The following is a 16292-nucleotide window of genomic DNA, read 5'->3' as shown; positions in this document are numbered from 1 at the left end:
CCTTCTGAGCGTTCTGGATCAGGAGCCCAGCGACCCACCGTCGCTGTCGAGCGTGATCTCGGTCTTCTCCTGCTGCCCGCCGCGGGTGTAGGTCACCTGGACCTTCTCGCCCGGCTGGTAGCCGCGGATCGTCGCGACCAGCGCGTCGGAGGAGGCGATCGGCTGGTCACCGAGGCGGACGATCACGTCGCCTGCCTTGAGGCCGGCCTTGGCCGCGGCGCTGTTGTCGCTGACCGACTTCACCTCGGCACCGATGGTCGTCATGCCGTCGGACTCGACCGCGTCGGACACGGTGACGCCGATGCGGGCGTGCTCGACGGTCTTGCCCTCGACGAGCTGCGCGGCGACGTTCTTGGCGACGTCGATCGGGATCGCGAACCCGAGGCCGATGGAGCCCGACTCGCCGCTGCCGCTGGTGCGGATCGCGCTGTTGACGCCGATCACCGCGCCGTTGGCGTCGACGAGGGGACCACCGGAGTTGCCCGGGTTGATCGCCGCGTCGGTCTGGATCGCCGGGAAGACGTGGCTCGTCTCGGCGGTCTGACCGGCCTGCACCGGGCGGTTCAGCGCGGAGATGATGCCGGAGGTGACCGTGCTCTCCAGTCCGTACGGCGAGCCGATCGCGATGACATCCTGGCCCACGCGCAGGTCCGCAGAGTTGCCCAGCCTGGCGGGCTTGAGGCCGCTCTTGCCCTCCGCCTTGACGACCGCGAGGTCGGTGACCGGATCCCTGCCGACGATCTGGGCGCGGGCGATCGAGCCGTCGCTGAACGAGACGGTGATCTCACCGGAGTCGGCGGCGGCCTCGATGACGTGGTTGTTCGTCAGGATCTCGCCGTCGCTGCTGATGATGATGCCGGTGCCGCTCCCGCTGGCCTGGCCGCCCTTCACGTTGAGCTGGACCGTGGAGGGGAGGACCGTCTGGGCGACCTTCTCGACCTGCCCCTCGGGCAGCGACGCGGTGGACGCGTTCGAGGCGGTGTCCAGCGAGGACTGTGCGGTCGTCGGATTGGAGTCGTCGTTCAGCGCGTGGTAGCCGGCGGCCCCGCCGATCCCGCCGACGAGACCGGCCACGAGCGCGCCCGCGACCACCGCAGCGGCGAACCCGCCGCGTCGCTGGTTCTTCTCCGGCGGCGTGACTGACTGCGGCGTGAACCCGAAGGGGTACGCCTGCGTGTGCTCGCCGGGGCGGTCCTGCGTGCCGGTGGCCGAGTCGTAGCGGTGCGTGTACGAGGAGCTGCCGGGAAGTCCCGTGCTGCTCGGCGCCGCGTAGGAAGGGGTGGGCTGCGACGCCGGCTGCGGAGCCGGCCCCACAGGCTCTGTTGGTCGGGACTCATCGTTCATGCCTCTAGCATGACCGCCGCGACTAAGAGCGTGCTGAGATCACCCTGGGAGCTGCAGAATAGTCACCGCTCGGCGCTCGTGGAGCGGTCCTGGTCGCCGTCGCCGCGGCGGCCGGGGATGTGCAGGGTCATGAGCGCGCCTCCGCCGGGTCCGCGCGACGCGGTGACCGTCCCGCCGTGCCGGTGGGCCGCCTGGGCGACGATCGCGAGGCCCAGTCCCGAGCCGGGCAGGCGTCGAGCCTCCCGCGAGCGGTAGAAGCGGTCGAAGACGTGCGGGAGGTCCTCGTCGCTGATGCCGGGACCCGCGTCCTGCACCGTGAGCACACCGTCCTTCAGTCGCACCTGCACCTCCCCGAGCGGCGGGCTCCACTCGGCCGCGTTGTCGCGCAGGTTGGTGACCGCGCGCTCGAGCGTGCGGGACTCGCCGATCACGATCCAGGGCTCGGTCGAGACCTCGAACGCCACGCCGGGAGCCCGCCGCTGCACGCGGTCGACCGCCGTCTCGACGACCTCCGCGAGGTCGATCGGCTCGGGGTCGGGGTCGCCGGGGTCGCGGGCGAGCTCGACGAGGTCGCCGACGAGCGTGGTGAGCTCGTCGAGCTGGGCACGGACATCGTCGATCAGCTCCTGGCGGGCCCGGCGGGACATCCCCCCGCGCTGTTCGGCCTGGCCGAGCAGCTCGATGTTGGTCCGGAGCGAGGTCAGGGGAGTCCGCAGCTCGTGTCCCGCGTCGGCCACCAGCTGCCGCTGCCGCTCCTGGGAACCCTTGAGCGCGACCATCATCTGGTTGTAGGCGACGGTGAGGCGCGCGAGGTCGTCGTGCCCGTACACCGCGATGGGACGAAGGTCCTCGGTGCGCGCGACCTGCTCGACGGCGGTCGTGAGGCGGCGCACCGGGCGCAGTCCGCCGGTGGCCACGACCGAGCCGAGCAGGCCGGCGACGAGCACGCCGAAGCCGCTCACCGCCCACAGCACGACCTGGAGCCGGGAGAGCGCCGTCTCCATGTTGGCCATCGACTGACCCACCACGAGCGCCGTGCCCGGTGCGGCTCCGACGGCGACGACGCGGTAGTGGACGCCACCGATGGTGGCCGTGCGCAGCGAGTGCGACACCCGCCCCTCGGCGACCGCCTCCTCGTCCGGCCCGATGAAGTCCCCGAAATCGCGAGACGGCGCGCCAGCGTAGATCAGCGCCATCTGGACGTCTGCGGCGGCAAGGGCCGCCTTGGGGAAGCTTCCGGAGTTGAGCTGGTCGGCGATCCCGGCACGTACGGCCGCGGCCGCCCGGAGCTTGAGGTTCTCGTCGACGCTGGACGTGAACTCTGACTCGACGCTGACGTAGATGATGGCGCTGACGAACGCGAGGGTCACGCCGACCGCGGCGGTCGTGAGGAGCGAGACGCGGGTGGCCAAGGAGACGCGCTGGGCGCGGTCGCCGACCCAACGGCGCCACGAGCGGGTGTGGGCTGCGGCCTCCATCAACGGGATCCTCCGGTCACGGTGCTGTCTCGCGCAGGACGTAGCCGACACCGCGCACCGTGTGGAGGAGGCGAGGCTCGCCGTCGGCCTCGAGCTTGCGGCGGACGTAGCCGACGTAGACCTCCAGCGAGTTCGCGGTGGTCGGGAAGTCGAACCCCCACACCTCCTCGAGGATGAACGAGCGTTCGAGCACCCGCTTGGGGCGCTCCATGAAGAGCTCCAGCAGGGCGAACTCGGTCCGGGTCAGCGAGATGGGCCGCTCGCCCCGCATCACCTCCCGGGTGGCGGTGTTCATGGTGAGGTCGGCGAACTCGAGGACCACCTCCTCCTCGTCGGAGTCACCGGTGCGCCTCGAGCGGCGCAGCAGCGCCCGGACCCTCGCGAGGAGCTCGGCCAGCGCGAACGGCTTGGTGAGGTAGTCGTCCGCTCCGGCGTCCAGCCCGTCGACGCGCTCGTCCACGGCGTCCTTGGCCGTGAGGACGAGGATCGGGACCTCGTTGCCCGCTGCCCGCAGGGCGCGCGTCGCCTCGAGCCCGTCGAGCCGCGGCATCATCACGTCCATCACGATCGCGTCGGGGTCGATCATCGGGACGCGTGCCAGCGCCTCTGCACCGTCGGCGGCGACATCGACGTCGTAGCCGTTGAACTCCAACGACCGGCGCAGCGAGTCACGGACCGCCCGGTCGTCGTCCACCACGAGGATGCGCATGGGGCCAGGGTGCCAGGTCTGGCCCAGCAGCACCCGACCTCGTGCAGCCGGCCGGCACTCAGCGGCAGCCCTCGGTTGCCGTGCTCGGCCCCACCAGCGCTCAGCCCGTGGCCCTCGGCGCCTCGCCGTCCAGGAGCTGCTCGGCCGCGGCCCGTGCCCTGGCACCGTACCCACCACCGAACAGGGCGGCGTGCACGAGCAGGGGATGGAGCTGGTGGAGCGGCACCCGCTCGTGCCACCCGTCGGCGAGCGGGAACGTCTCGATGTAGGCATCGAGGATCCGCTGGAGGTGCTGGATGCCGAACAGGGCGAGCATCGCGAGGTCGGTCTCGCGGTGGCAGCCGTGCGCGGCGGGGTCGATGAGGAAGGCGCGGTCCTCGGTCGACCACACCACGTTGCCGGACCAGAGGTCACCATGGATCCGCGCGGGCGGCTCGGGTGGGCCGGCGAAGTCGTCGATGCGACGCACGACCTCCTCGACCGGTGCCGCGTCCTCGGTGGTCATCGCGCCGCGGTCGACGGCCACCTTGAGGTAGGGCAGGATGCGCCGGGTCGTGTAGAACTCCGTCCACGTGGGCGCCGGCTTGTTGGGCAGCGGAGCCAGCCCGATGTATCCGTCACGGGGATAGCCGAACTCGTCGGCACCGGCGCGGTGGGTGGCGGCGAGTGCGCGACCGAGGCTCTCCGCCGCGTCGGCGGTCGCCTTGCCCGGCTCGATCCACGAGACGACGAGGCAGTCCGCGGACACCCCCAGCACCTGCGGCACGGGCGCCCCGGCCTCGCCGAGCCACTGCAGGCCCTCGGCCTCCGCCGTGTAGAAGTCGTGCGGCACCTGCGGACGGGTCTTCAGGACGGCGCTGCGGCCGTCGGTCAGACGCAGCCGGGTCGCGGTGTTGGTGTCCCCGCCGGCCACGGGCGTCGTCGCGACGACGGCCACACCCAGCAGTGCCTCAGCCTTCGCTGCGATGCCCCCCATGCGCGCCATGTGCTGACGCTACACACGGTCGGGCTCGCCTGCCCCTTATCTGGCAAGCTCCTCGACGAGCCTCGGAGCGCTGGCGACGATCGCGTCCGACGTCCGCTCGATCAGCCTGAGGACGTGCTCGAACCCTGAGGGACCTCCGTACCAGGGGTCGGGGACCTCGTCGTCGCCCGGCGTCGCCACGGGATCGTACGAGCGGAACATCTGGACCTTGCTGCGGTCGCGCGGCGTCCGGGCGAGGGCGCGCACGGCGTCGAAGTTGGACCCGTCCATGGTGAGGACCAGGTCGTGGTCGTCGAACCAGCGGCTGGTGATCTGCTGCGCACGGTGCCGGGTCGGGTCGTAGCCGTGCTCCTCGAGGATCGCGGCGGCACGGGGGTCCATCGGCTCGCCGCGGTGCCAGTCGCCGGTGCCGGCGGAGTCGACGTGCACCTCGTCGGCCAGACCCGCGTCGGCGAGCTTCTTCTCCAGCACGACGTCGGCCATCGGGGAGCGGCAGATGTTGCCGAGGCAGACGAGGGCGATGCGGAGCGGGTGCCCGGAGCCGGTGGTCATGGCTTCACGGTAGCGGTGCGGACTCTAGTCGGCGTCGACGAAGATGCGCAGCACCATGTTGACGAGCGAGATCACGATGGAGCCTCCCACCGCGACCCAGAAGCCGTCGACGTTGAACTCGACCGGCAGCGCGTCGGTCACCCAGGCGGTGAACCGCAGGAGCAACGCGTTGAGCACCAGGAGCAGGAGCCCCAGCGTCAGGACGATGAAGGGGATCGAGAGGAGCTTGAGGAGGCGTCCGACGGTCAGGTTGATGACCGTGAAGACGGCCGCGATGACCAGGAGGGTGCCGGCCTTCTCCCACCAGTCCTGCCCCGACTCGCCGATGCTGATCCCGGCGAAGATCCCGGCGGCGACCGCGATGGCCGCAGCGTTGCACAACCACGTCAGCACGAGCTTCATGCGCCCCATCCAACCAGATCGGGGTCCCCTGATCAGCCCGCCACCTCGGGCACCGCAGGTGGCGGTACGGCGCGTGACGCCTGCGCGAGGACGATGCCCGCGACCACGAGAAGCCCGCCGACCACCTGCAGCGCGTCGAGCGACTCGCCGAACCACGCCCACCCGAGGGCCGCGGCTCCCACCGGCTCGAGGGTCGCCACCATCGTGACGACCGTGGCGGGGAGGTGCTGCAGCGCACTGAGCTCCATGAAGAACGGCGTGAGGGTGCCGAGGACGACCACCCAGCCGATCGCGAGCCACAGCGGGACCTCGTACGCGTCGAGCGCGCCGAGGAGGTTGGCCGAGCCGTCCAGGTCGGGCGACGTCCAGATCGGACGCACGACGTTCATGGCGATCGCGGCGAAGACGAACGCCCAGACGACGACCCGGATCGGGTCTGCCTCGCTCACTCCCTGCTCGCCCACGAGGAAGTAGGTGGCCAGGCACGCCGCTGCGGCGAGCCCGGCGAGCATGCCGAGCCCGTCGAACGCCAGGCCGCTCGCGATCTGCGCCACGAGCGCCAGACCGACCAGCGTCAGCGCGACGGCCAGCCACATCGTGCGTCGGACGTGCTGCCGCTGCACGAACCGCGCCCAGAGCACCACCAGGACGGGCGCGAGGTACTCGAGGAGCAGCGCCATGCCGACCGGGATGCGGTCGATCGCGATGTTGTACGTCCACTGCACGCTCGCGATCCCCACGACGCCGAGCAGCAGCAGGAGGGCGAGCTCGCGTCCTCGGGGCAGGCGCAGCGCGCTGCGGTCGGCGACGACGGCGAAGAGGACGAAGAGGAGCGCCGAGCCCGTGGTCCGGAACGTCGTCAGGAGGGCCGGGTCGATCCCTGCCCGCAGGACGACCCGGGAGACACCGGCGTTGAGGACGAAGAAGCAGGCCCCGCCGACGACGAGGGCGTAGCCGAGGCTCGGCCTGGACTGTGTGCGCGCCACGTCGGGATGCTCTCACGCGTGTGGCGCAGGCCCGCAGATGCTAGGCGGGCGCCGCCGGGGAGGTCCAGACGGTCCCTCGTCGGGAGTCGGTGGTGGACGTCAGGGCGCCGGTCTCCGTCTCGTGCGTCGTGACTCCCGCCTTCCGGGCGGCCTTCGCGACCCGGTCGCGGAAGTCGAGCCACGCCGAGCCGTCCGGAGCGCCGTCCCGGTCGGGCGCGGTGAGGGCCGCGAGCGCGATCTCTCCCGACGCGGTGCGTACCCACCCCGCGGAGGCGGCGTGCTCCTCGAAGCCGGTGAGGAGCGCCCACCGTCGCGGGCCGACGGGCTTGCTCATCGTCGCGGTCACGACCCGGTCGACGATCGCGTCCGCGGTGTCCGGGTCGGTCTCGAGCACGAGCCCGGTGGCCAGCCACTCGCGATGGGTCGCGGAGCGGCGCTCGCGGTCGCGCTGCCCGGCCCGGCCGCGGTCGCGCAGGAGGCCGTGACGGCGCCACCGCTCGAGGGCGACGATCACGACGAAGAGCGCCACGCCGGCGAGGAGGGTCGAGACGGGCACGGAGACACCTTCCTCGGGACGGAGCTGGCTGGCCGCAGCACGGTAGCACCGGGGGCCTGCCGCGACCCGGCTCGGCTGGCTAGGGTGCGGCCATGGGAGAACCCCGCATCAGACAAGCCCTCGACGGAGTGCCGGACTACCGTCCCGGCCGCCCGCCGACCACGACCGACGACCGTGTGCCGTACAAGCTGTCGAGCAACGAGAACCCGTACCCTCCGCTGCCGAGCGTCCTGGACGCGATCGACGACGCCGCCCGCCGGGTGAACCGTTATCCCGACATGGGTGCGGTGGGGCTGTACGCCGCGCTGGCACAGCACCACGCTGTCCCGACCACCGACCTTGCGGCGGCGACGGGATCCGTGGCCGTGCTCTACCACCTGCTGCAGGCGACGTGCGAGGCCGGCGACGAGGTGGTCTATGCGTGGCGGTCGTTCGAGGCCTACCCGATCGCGGTTCGGCTCGTCGGCGCCACCCCTGTCGAGGTGCCGCTCACGGCGGCCGCCGAGCACGACCTGGAGGCGATGCTCGCGGCGATCACGCCGCGCACGCGGGTCGTGATCGTGTGCACTCCGAACAACCCCACCGGGCCCGCCGTGGAGCCCGACGCTCTCGCGGCGTTCGTGGACGCGGTCCCCGACAACGTGCTGGTCGTCGTCGACGAGGCGTACGCCGAGTTCGTCCGGCGCGCGGGGGACTCCTCCGGCCCCGAGGCGCTCGAGCACTATCGCGCCCGGGACAACGTGGTCGTCCTGCGGACCTTCTCCAAGGCGTACGGGCTGGCGGGTCTGCGGGTCGGCTATGCGGTGGCGCCCGCCCGGATCGCCTCCGCGGTGCGCAAGGTGGCGCTCCCGTTCGGCGTCTCCGACGTGGCTCAGGCGGCCGCGGTCGCCTCCTTGGCGGCAGAGAAGGAGCTGTTCGAACGCGTCGACGCCATCGTTGCCGAGCGCGACCGGACGGTCGACGCGGCGCGGGCGGCCGGGTGGCCTGTGCCAGACACCCAGGCGAACTTCTTCTGGCTGCCGACCGGCGCGAGGACGCTCGAGGTCGCGGAGGCCTTCGGGCGCGACGGGCTTGCCGTGCGTCCGTTCGCCGGCGACGGCATGCGGATCACGATCGGGGAGCCCGGCGCGAACGACCGCGTGCTCGACGTGCTGCGCCGGCAGTCGGCCGGCAGCTAGACCGGCGTCCGTCCGGTCCGGCCCCTCAGCTCATGTCGAGGGGCTGGGCCGTCGACTCCAGGACGCTGAGCCACAGGTCGCCGTCGGGGGCCACCGAGTGCCGTCGCTCGATCACCAGGGGGATCGGGACGTGCACGAAGCGGTGGCGGCGGCGTCCGACGACCATGTCGGTGCGCCCGGACATCGCCGCGTGCACGGCGATCTGGGCGAGCCGCGCGCAGTAGACGGAGTCGGCGGCGTCGGCGGGGACCGCCCGGATGCCGTAGCCGGGATCGAGGTACTTCAGGGTCAACGGCTCGCCTCGGTCGTGGAAGTCCTTCTCGATGGCGGCGCGGACGACGGCCGCGATGTCGCCGAGGCGCCTGTTGCCGGACGCGTCCGACTTCCCGGTGGCGGGCATGAGCTCCTGGCCGGCGCCCTCCGCGAGCACGACGACGGCGCTGCCGTGGGCGCGGACCCGGCGGGCGAGGGTGCGCAGCAGCCCGTTCTCGCCGTCGAGGGCGAACGGCACCTCGGGGATGAGGACGAAGTCGGCGTCGTGGTTGGCGAGCGCGGCGTAGCACGCGATGAACCCTGCGTGGCGTCCCATCACCTTGACGAGTCCGACACCGTTGTAGGCCGACTCGGCCTCGACGTGGGCGGCGGTGATCGCCTTCGACGCCTCGGAGAAGGCGGTGGCGAACCCGAAGCTCTGGCCGATGTGGGGGATGTCGTTGTCGATGGTCTTCGGGATCCCGACCACGCCGATGGCGAGGCCCCGGCGCCCGATCTCCTCGACGATCTTGTGGGCGCCGTGCATCGAGCCGTCGCCGCCGATCACGATCAGCGCGTCGATCTCGAGCTCGACGAGGCGGTCGACGATGACGGAGGGGTCCTGGGCGCCACGGGAGGTCCCGAGGACGGTGCCGCCGCGCTTGTTGATGGACCCGACCAGCCCGGGGGTGAGAGAGACGGGTTCGAAGCCCAGCTGAGGGACGAGTCCGGCGTAGCCGTTCTGGAAGCCGGTGACCTGCGTGACGCCGTAGTGGGTGTAGAGCTCGAGCGTCACGGCGCGGATCACGTCGTTGAGACCGGGGCACAGCCCGCCGCAGGTGACGACCCCGACGTGCGTCGTGGCGGGATCGTGGAAGATCCGGGCGCGGGGGCCTCCCGGTTCGAAGGAGGGCGACCGCTCGACCGGCTCCGCGCGCCGCTCGAGGAGGTCGATCGTGTCGTCGTAGAGGACGCGGTCACCCTCGGAGACGTAGTACTCGTTGGTCTGGCGGTCGGCGACGTAGGACGCGAGGGGGGAGTCGTACCGGCAGGGCCCGAGTGAGGAGACCTGGAGGTCGGCGAGGGTGATCACGTGTCGAGGGTAGGCAACGGCGACGCCGAGGCGGCGGTCCGGGTGCCGGCGCTCGGGTATTCACGCTGGCAAGTGACCTGCGTCATATCGCGAATAATTGCCTACTGACCGGGGGCTTAGATTGTGCATCCTGTTAGGCTGTAAGCCGATCAGCCAGTCACTCTGCCAATGATGTTGGTTCTCAGGAAAAAATGGATCCCTCCCTCCTCGTGGCCTTTGCCGGGCTGTGCCTTCTCTTGGCGCTGACCCCTGGGCCCGACACCTTCCTTGTCCTCCGCTTCAGCCTGGGCGGGACCCGCGCGGGCCTTGCTGCCGCCGCCGGCTCGTCCACCGGGTCGTTGCTCTGGGCGCTCGCGGTCGCCGCCGGTCTCGCGACGCTCCTGGAGCAGTCGGCCGAGGCGTTCCGTGCCGTGAAGATCGCCGGCGGGCTCTACCTGCTCTGGCTCGGCCTGCGGGCGCTGCTGCGGCGAGGGAAGGGACTCGGTGAGATCGAGGGTGCGTACGGCGTGCGCGCCGGCGCGGCGATGCGCGCCGGTCTGCTCTCCAACGTGCTCAACCCCAAGGTCGGGCTCTTCTTCATCGCTGTCGTCCCGCAGTTCCTCCCCGGCCACGACGCGACGCTCGGAGCGACCCTGCTCCTGGGGGTCATCTTCGCCGCGATCGGACTGGTCTACTTCGCCCTCATCGCCGTCGTCGCGGGGCGTGCCGTCGACTGGTTGCGTCGTCCGCGGGTGGAACAGGCCATCGACCGCGGGACGGCCGGGATCATCGCCACTCTGGGCGTCTCGACCCTCGTGTCCGCCACGCGCTGACCGTGTGAACGAGCCGGTCCCCTGTCACCAGGCGGCAGCTCACGAGCGAAGACAAGACCTTCCGGCCTGGCACGATGCTCGCCATGACAGAACCACAGCGCAAAGACGTCGGCGCGCAGTGGCGCTGGTGGGCCGGCAAGCTCGTCATGGCACCCGTCTTGGCTGCCGCCGCCGCAGGCTTGTACGTCGTCGGCGAAGACACTGCGACCGGGCTGTGCCTCCTCCTCGCCGCCGTCACCGTCGTCAACGCCATCACCAACAAGGTCACCTTCCAAGCCGGGGTCGCGCGCGGGCATGCGGCGACCCTCTACGCGCTCTCGCGAGACCCCGCCCTCGAGGACGACACCCTCACCACGACGATGGCAGGCATCCAGCCCTGGACCACCGACGACGACATCCGGGACACCGTGGACCGCGTCACGCGCCCATGAGGGCCTCCGGCGGTGCTCGCAGCGGGTTGCTCGGCCAGGCGCTGACCGTCGCAGTCACGGGCCGATCGGGTGCGGCTCCTCGCGGACGACCTCTCGCGGGTCCTTGTCGTCGCGCAGCCCCTGGTAGCGCGGGTGGCGGAGCCGGCCCGCTCCCGTCCACTCGCTGAAGCCGATCTGCACGACGAGGCGGGGCTCCACCCAGTGCGTCTGCGCCGCCGCCGTCCGACTGGTCCTGCGGATCTCGTCGGCGGAGTCGGCGAACGGGTTGGTGGAGCGGGACAGCGGTGCGAGCAGGGAGCCCAGGTGGGCCAACGTCTTCTCGTCGAACCCCGTCCCGACCTTGCCGGCGTAGCGGAGGTCGTCGCCCTCGTAGTAGCCCAGCAGCAGCGCACCGAGGCCGCTGCGGGCGCCCTGTGGGTCGGTCCATCCGCCGACCACGAGCTCCTGCCCGCGCACCACCTTGAGCTTCAGCCAGTCGGGTGAGCGTCGTCCCGCCTGGTACGTCGAGGCGGCCCGCTTGGCCATCACCCCTTCCCACCCGACGCTCTCCGCGTGGTGGAACATCGCCGTCCCGGCGCCCGCCTGGTGCTCGCTGAAGCGGAGCGTCGGGGAGAACGTGTACGCGTCACGGAGCGCGTCCTTGCGGGTGGTGAGCGGCAGGCGCTGGAGGTCGTGCCCGTCGTAGCGGGGGAGGTCGAAGACGACGTAGGCGAGCGTGACGTGGGCCGAGGCGATCGCTCGCGCGTCGGTGACGTGCATCCGCTTCTGCAGGTCCTCGAAGCTGGTCTGGTCTCCTCGCATCGCGCACAGCTCGCCGTCGAGCACCCAGTCCGAGGCGGAGTCGAAGGGTCGAAGAGCCTCGATGATCTCGGGATAGCTGACGCTGACGTCGATCCGGTTGCGCGTCCACAGGCGCACCTCGCCATCCTCGCGGATCGCCATCAGGCGCTCGCCGTCCAGCTTCCGCTCGAACACCCACGCCGGGTCGTCGAAGCGTCGCGACGTGAGCGTGGCGAGCATCGGGGCGATCCAGATCGGTGGCACGGTCCGACCGTACGCCGGAGCGGGTTCCCACCCCGGCGCCTGTGCCTCTTGACGGTGGGCGCGAGGGGGGCCACGGTGGGCACCACCCGCTGGAACGTCGTTCCACACCCTTGGAGGATTCGTGCCCCTGAAGCGTGCCGCCCACCTCGCCCTGACCGCCGCCCTGACCGGGGGAATCCTGTCGGTCGTCCCGACGACCTCCGCCGCCGCTGCCCCCCCGCCCGCCGTCGCCCACTACTCGAGCGAGATCGTCAACGACGGCACCGACGTCTACTACCCCGCCGGTGCACAGGGCGAGCTCCCCGTCGCCCTGCTCATGCAGGGTGCGCAGGTCCACCGCATGCACTACGCGGCCTACGCGCGCGCCGTCGCCGCGTACGGCTTCGTGGTCGTCGTCCCCAACCACAAGCGTCTCGTCTTCTTCGACAGCGACTACTACCCGTCGCAGAAGATGCCGGCGCAGGCGATCGACTGGATGGCCGCGGAGAACGCCACGGCGTCGTCGCCGCTCGCCGGACGGATCGACACCGACACTCTCGTCCTGCTCGGGCACTCCTTCGGCGGCGCTGCTGCCCTCGGGGTCGCCGAGGAGTCCTGCGGGATCCCGTTCTGCACCACTCTCGGCTACTCCCTCCCCGACGAGGTGAAGGCTGCCTCGCTGTTCGGCACCAACAACAAGTCCCCGCTGCTCGGCTCGTCGGCGAGCATGGACAACCAGATCCCCGTGCAGCTCGTCCAGGGGACGGTCGACGGCGTGGCGCTGCCCGCCGACGCGGAGACCTCGTACACCAAGCTCGAGAACGGCCCGAAGCAGATCGTCCGGGTGGCCGGTGCCAACCACTACGGCATCACCGACACGCAGAACCCGGCAGGTGCCGACCCCGACGCGAGCGTGCAGCCGATCAGCCAGGCGGCGAGCATCGCGACGTCGGCACGCTGGGCCGCGACGTTCCTCAAGGCGCAGCTCGGCGACGGTGCGGCCGCCGACTACGTGTACTCCACCGGCGACGCCGCCGATCCGGGCGTGACGGTGACCAGCACACGGTGACCCGCGCACGATGACCGGCGTCCGCCCCGCAGGGCCTGGAGGATGTGGAGGCACCCTCCGGGCCCTGCGGGCCGGTGCTAGCCTGGCTCCACGTGTGAGCCCGCTCACACCCCGTCGACAGCCTGCCCGGCTACCGTCCGGTTGGCGTTCGACGACTCACATCCGCCGGCCGCGGAGACCCCGAGGTCGCCGAACGCGAGGAGTGCCTCATGGCCGATCCTGTCGACCCTCCGCTCGTCCAGCTGCTCAGCCCTGAGGGCGAGCGCGTCGAGCACCCCGACTACCACTTCGACGGTGACGACGACACCATCGCGAGTCTCTACCGCGACCTCGTCCTCACCCGCCGGATCGACACCGAGGCCACCGCGCTCCAGCGTCACGGGGAGCTCGGCATCTGGGCCTCGCTCCTCGGGCAGGAAGCCGCACAGATCGGGTCCGGTCGAGCCCTCGCCCCGCAGGACTACGCGTTCCCGACCTACCGCGAGCACGGCGTCGCCTGGTGCCGCGAGGTCGATCCGATCGCGCTGCTGCGACTCTTCCGCGGCACCGACCAGGGCACCTGGGATCCCGACGAGCACAACTTCGGCCTCTACACGATCGTGATCGGCGCTCAGACGCTGCACGCCACGGGCTACGCGATGGGCATCCAGCGTGACGGTGCGGTCGGCACCGGCGAGCCCGGCCGCGACGCCGCCGTCGTCGCCTACTTCGGCGACGGCGCGACGAGCCAGGGCGACGTCAACGAGGCCTTCATCTACGCCGCGGTGATGAACGCGCCCGTCGTGTTCTTCTGCCAGAACAACCAGTGGGCCATCTCCGAACCCACGAGCCGGCAGACCCGCGTGCCGCTCTACCAGCGTGCGGCCGGTTTCGGCTTCCCCGGCGTCCGCGTCGACGGCAACGACGTCCTCGCCGTGCACGCGGTCACCCAGGAAGCCCTCCAGCGCGCTCGCGAGGGCAGCGGACCGACCTTGATCGAGGCGTTCACCTACCGGATGGGTGCGCACACGACGACCGACGACCCGACGCGCTACCGCCTCTCGGACGAGGTCGAGCGGTGGAGGCTGCGCGACCCGCTCGAGCGGGTCCGCGCCTACCTGCGTCGTGTCAACGCGGTCGACGACCAGTTCTTCAGCGACGTCGAGGAGGAGGCCGACGCCCTCGGCGAGCGCCTGCGCGCCGACGTACGCGCGCTGCCCGACCCCGACCCCGTGGACCTGTTCGCCAACGTGTTCGTCGAGCAGACCGCCGAGATCGCGGCCGAGCAGGAGGAGTTCCGCTCCTGGACGGAGACGTTCGAGACGGAGGTGGCCCGGTGAGCACGACGATGACGATGGCCAAGGCGCTCAACGCCGGCCTGCGGCACGCGATGGACGACGACGCCAAGGTCATCCTCATGGGTGAGGACATCGGCCGCCTCGGCGGCGTCTTCCGTATCACCGACGGCCTTCAGAAGGACTTCGGCGAGGACCGGGTGATGGACACCCCGCTCGCGGAGGCCGGCATCCTCGGGACGGCCGTGGGCCTCGCGCTGCGCGGATACCGACCGGTCGTGGAGATCCAGTTCGACGGTTTCGTCTATCCGGCGTACGACCAGATCGTCAGCCAGGTCGCCAAGTACCGCTACCGCTCCGGCGGGCGGGTGGTGATGCCGCTGGTGATCCGGATCCCGTTCGGCGGCGGCATCGGCGCGGTGGAGCACCACTCCGAGAGCCCCGAGGCGCAGTTCGCGCATACTCCTGGGCTCAAGGTGGTGGCGTGCTCCAACCCGCGCGACGCCTACTGGATGATCCAGCAGGCCGTCGCCGCACCGGACCCGGTGGTGTTCCTCGAGCCCAAGCGCCTCTACCACTCGACCAAGGCCGAGATCGACCTCGACGCGACGCCGCCCCCGCTGTTCTCCTCGCAGGTCGTCAGGTCCGGCACGTCGGCGACCGTCCTCGCGTACGGGCCGTCGGTCGCGGTCGCCATGGGTGCCGCCGAGGCCGGCATCGCCGACGGTCTCGACCTCGAGGTCATCGACCTGCGGACGCTGTCGCCGCTCGACATGGCGCCGGTCCACGCGTCGGTCCGCAAGACCGGGCGCGCCGTCGTCGTGCACGAGGCGCACCGCAACCTGGGCATGGGCGCGGAGCTGGCGGCGCGGATCACCGAGGAGTGCTTCTACTCGCTCGAGGCCCCGGTGCTGAGGGTCGGCGGGTTCGACACGCCGTACCCGCCGAGCCGCGTCGAGGAGACGTGGCTGCCAGACCTGGACCAGGTCCTGGACGCCGTCGACCGCAGCCTGGCGTGGTGAGGGCGGTGGCGACGAACGAGTACAAGCTGCCCGATCCCGGCGAGGGGCTGACCGAGGCCGAGATCGTCTCGTGGCACGTCGCGGTCGGAGACACGCTCAAGGTCAACGACATCGTCTGCGAGATCGAGACCGCCAAGTCCATCGTCGAGCTGCCCACCCCGTACGCGGGGACGGTCGCCGCTCTCCTGGTCGCCGAGGGTGACACCGTCGCCGTCGGCACCCCGATCATCGCGGTCTCCGACGGCGCCGACGAGCCTGTTGCGCCGCCCCCGGGGACGGCGGAGCCGCCTCCGGTCGAGGAGCGGGCGGAGACGGGGGCCGAGCTGCCACCGGAGGCGGAGGCTGCGCCGGTCGCGACCCTCGTCGGGTACGGCCCGCGCGAGCGTCACTCCGTACGCCGGCGCCGCCGCGGCACCGTTTCCTCGCCGGCACCGGCCCCGACAGCGGCAGCCGCACCGGCTCCCGCGGCTGCACCGGCTCCGGCAGCGGCGCCGCCCGCCGCGGTCCGGACCCTCGCGAAGCCCCCTGTCCGCAAGCTGGCCAAGGACCTCGGCGTCGACCTCCGCCAGGTGCCGCCCGGCGACGGCGGAGTGGTACGCCGTCCGGACGTGGAGGCCTACGCGCGCCAGATCTCGACGCCGACCGCACCTGGGTCAGCCGCCCCGACCGTCGTCGCCGCGGCGACCGCATCCGGCGGTGGCGACCGGGAGACCCGCATCCCCATGAAGGGGGTGCGCAAGGCCACCGCGGAGGCGATGGTCGCCTCGGCGTTCACGGCACCCCACGTCACCGAATGGCTGACGGTCGACGTCACACGCTCGATGGAGCTGCTGGAGCGCATGCGCTCCGATCGCGCGCTGTCGGAGGTCAAGCTGTCGCCGCTCCTGCTCGTGGTCCGCGCGGTGTGCCTCGCGCTGCGACGCACGCCAGAGATGAACGCGTCGTTCGACAGCGAGCGGCAGGAGGTCGTGCTCAAGCACGACGTCCACCTCGGTATCGCCGCGGCCACTCCGCGCGGTCTGCTTGTCCCGGTCGTGCGTGACGCCGACCGCCGCTCGATGCCCGACCTCGCCGCCGAGATCGGAGAGGTCGTCCGGACGGCACGCGACGGCAAGACACAACCGTC

At 71.5% G+C, this 16292-nt stretch carries 17 protein-coding genes; 7 read left to right on the top strand and 10 right to left on the bottom strand.

Annotated features, from left to right (window positions below; translation table 11 throughout):
- Positions 1-18: 18 nt before the first annotated feature.
- From PV363_RS04445 to PV363_RS04410, 8 genes are all read right to left on the bottom strand, one after another.
- Positions 19-1344 (bottom strand): trypsin-like peptidase domain-containing protein, encoded by a 1326-nt coding sequence (locus PV363_RS04445; protein ID WP_220342396.1) that lies wholly within the window; start codon positions 1342-1344, stop codon positions 19-21.
- A 62-nt stretch (positions 1345-1406) separates the two neighbouring features.
- Positions 1407-2822 carry a HAMP domain-containing sensor histidine kinase gene (locus tag PV363_RS04440; RefSeq protein ID WP_301021756.1) on the bottom strand — a complete coding sequence of 472 codons (1416 nt, stop codon included), beginning with the start codon at positions 2820-2822 and terminating at the stop codon, positions 1407-1409.
- Positions 2823-2838: 16 nt separating this feature from the next.
- Positions 2839-3531 carry a response regulator transcription factor gene (locus tag PV363_RS04435; RefSeq protein ID WP_220342394.1) on the bottom strand — a complete coding sequence of 231 codons (693 nt, stop codon included), beginning with the start codon at positions 3529-3531 and terminating at the stop codon, positions 2839-2841.
- A gap of 100 nt (positions 3532-3631) precedes the next feature.
- Positions 3632-4516, bottom strand: coding sequence for a fructosamine kinase family protein (locus PV363_RS04430; protein WP_220342393.1), 885 nt, complete (start codon positions 4514-4516; stop codon positions 3632-3634).
- Between the two features lie 36 nt (positions 4517-4552).
- The gene (locus tag PV363_RS04425; RefSeq protein ID WP_220342392.1) at positions 4553-5068 is read right to left on the bottom strand and encodes a low molecular weight protein-tyrosine-phosphatase; all 516 of its coding nucleotides are present in this window, start codon (positions 5066-5068) and stop codon (positions 4553-4555) included.
- Positions 5069-5092: 24 nt separating this feature from the next.
- Positions 5093-5470, bottom strand: coding sequence for a phage holin family protein (locus PV363_RS04420; RefSeq protein ID WP_220342391.1), 378 nt, complete (start codon positions 5468-5470; stop codon positions 5093-5095).
- A 32-nt stretch (positions 5471-5502) separates the two neighbouring features.
- The gene (locus PV363_RS04415; protein WP_220345536.1) at positions 5503-6456 is read right to left on the bottom strand and encodes an EamA family transporter; all 954 of its coding nucleotides are present in this window, start codon (positions 6454-6456) and stop codon (positions 5503-5505) included.
- A gap of 40 nt (positions 6457-6496) precedes the next feature.
- Positions 6497-7012, bottom strand: coding sequence for a hypothetical protein (locus tag PV363_RS04410; protein ID WP_301021755.1), 516 nt, complete (start codon positions 7010-7012; stop codon positions 6497-6499).
- 92 nt (positions 7013-7104) lie between these two features.
- Here PV363_RS04410 and hisC point away from each other — a divergent pair, with 92 nt between their 5' ends.
- A complete protein-coding gene (hisC, locus tag PV363_RS04405; RefSeq protein ID WP_220342388.1) occupies positions 7105-8190 on the top strand; it encodes a histidinol-phosphate transaminase in 1086 nt (361 codons plus the stop codon).
- A gap of 25 nt (positions 8191-8215) precedes the next feature.
- Here the strand turns inward: hisC and PV363_RS04400 are convergent, their stop codons facing one another.
- The gene (locus PV363_RS04400; RefSeq protein WP_220342387.1) at positions 8216-9535 is read right to left on the bottom strand and encodes an ATP-dependent 6-phosphofructokinase; all 1320 of its coding nucleotides are present in this window, start codon (positions 9533-9535) and stop codon (positions 8216-8218) included.
- 191 nt (positions 9536-9726) lie between these two features.
- Here PV363_RS04400 and PV363_RS04395 point away from each other — a divergent pair, with 191 nt between their 5' ends.
- Both PV363_RS04395 and PV363_RS04390 read left to right on the top strand, forming a co-directional pair.
- A complete protein-coding gene (locus PV363_RS04395) occupies positions 9727-10347 on the top strand; it encodes a LysE family translocator (protein WP_220342386.1) in 621 nt (206 codons plus the stop codon).
- Between the two features lie 83 nt (positions 10348-10430).
- Entirely contained in the window at positions 10431-10778 is a 348-nt protein-coding gene (locus PV363_RS04390; protein WP_220364755.1) for a hypothetical protein, read from the top strand.
- Between the two features lie 54 nt (positions 10779-10832).
- Here the strand turns inward: PV363_RS04390 and ligD are convergent, their stop codons facing one another.
- Positions 10833-11822, bottom strand: a complete 990-nt coding sequence (gene ligD / locus PV363_RS04385) for a non-homologous end-joining DNA ligase (protein WP_220364756.1) — start codon at positions 11820-11822, stop codon at positions 10833-10835.
- A 121-nt stretch (positions 11823-11943) separates the two neighbouring features.
- On the opposite strand from ligD, the gene PV363_RS04380 reads away from it, so the two are divergent.
- The 4 genes from PV363_RS04380 to PV363_RS04365 all read left to right on the top strand — a co-directional run.
- Entirely contained in the window at positions 11944-12870 is a 927-nt protein-coding gene (locus tag PV363_RS04380; RefSeq protein WP_220364757.1) for a hypothetical protein, read from the top strand.
- A 209-nt stretch (positions 12871-13079) separates the two neighbouring features.
- Positions 13080-14189: a pyruvate dehydrogenase (acetyl-transferring) E1 component subunit alpha gene (gene pdhA / locus PV363_RS04375; protein ID WP_301021754.1), complete on the top strand. Its 1110-nt coding sequence runs from the start codon at positions 13080-13082 to the stop codon at positions 14187-14189.
- An 8-nt stretch (positions 14190-14197) separates the two neighbouring features.
- Positions 14198-15166: an alpha-ketoacid dehydrogenase subunit beta gene (locus tag PV363_RS04370; RefSeq protein ID WP_301021759.1), complete on the top strand. Its 969-nt coding sequence runs from the start codon at positions 14198-14200 to the stop codon at positions 15164-15166.
- A 5-nt stretch (positions 15167-15171) separates the two neighbouring features.
- The coding region (locus tag PV363_RS04365; RefSeq protein WP_301021753.1) for a dihydrolipoamide acetyltransferase family protein at positions 15172-16292 on the top strand (1121 nt) is incomplete at its 3' end.

The sequence above is a fragment of the Mumia sp. genome (assembly GCF_028803055.1).
GTDB lineage: Bacteria > Actinomycetota > Actinomycetes > Propionibacteriales > Nocardioidaceae > Mumia.
The sequence above is the reverse complement of the archived record's forward strand: the minus strand, read 5'-3'. Positions and strand labels throughout refer to the sequence as shown.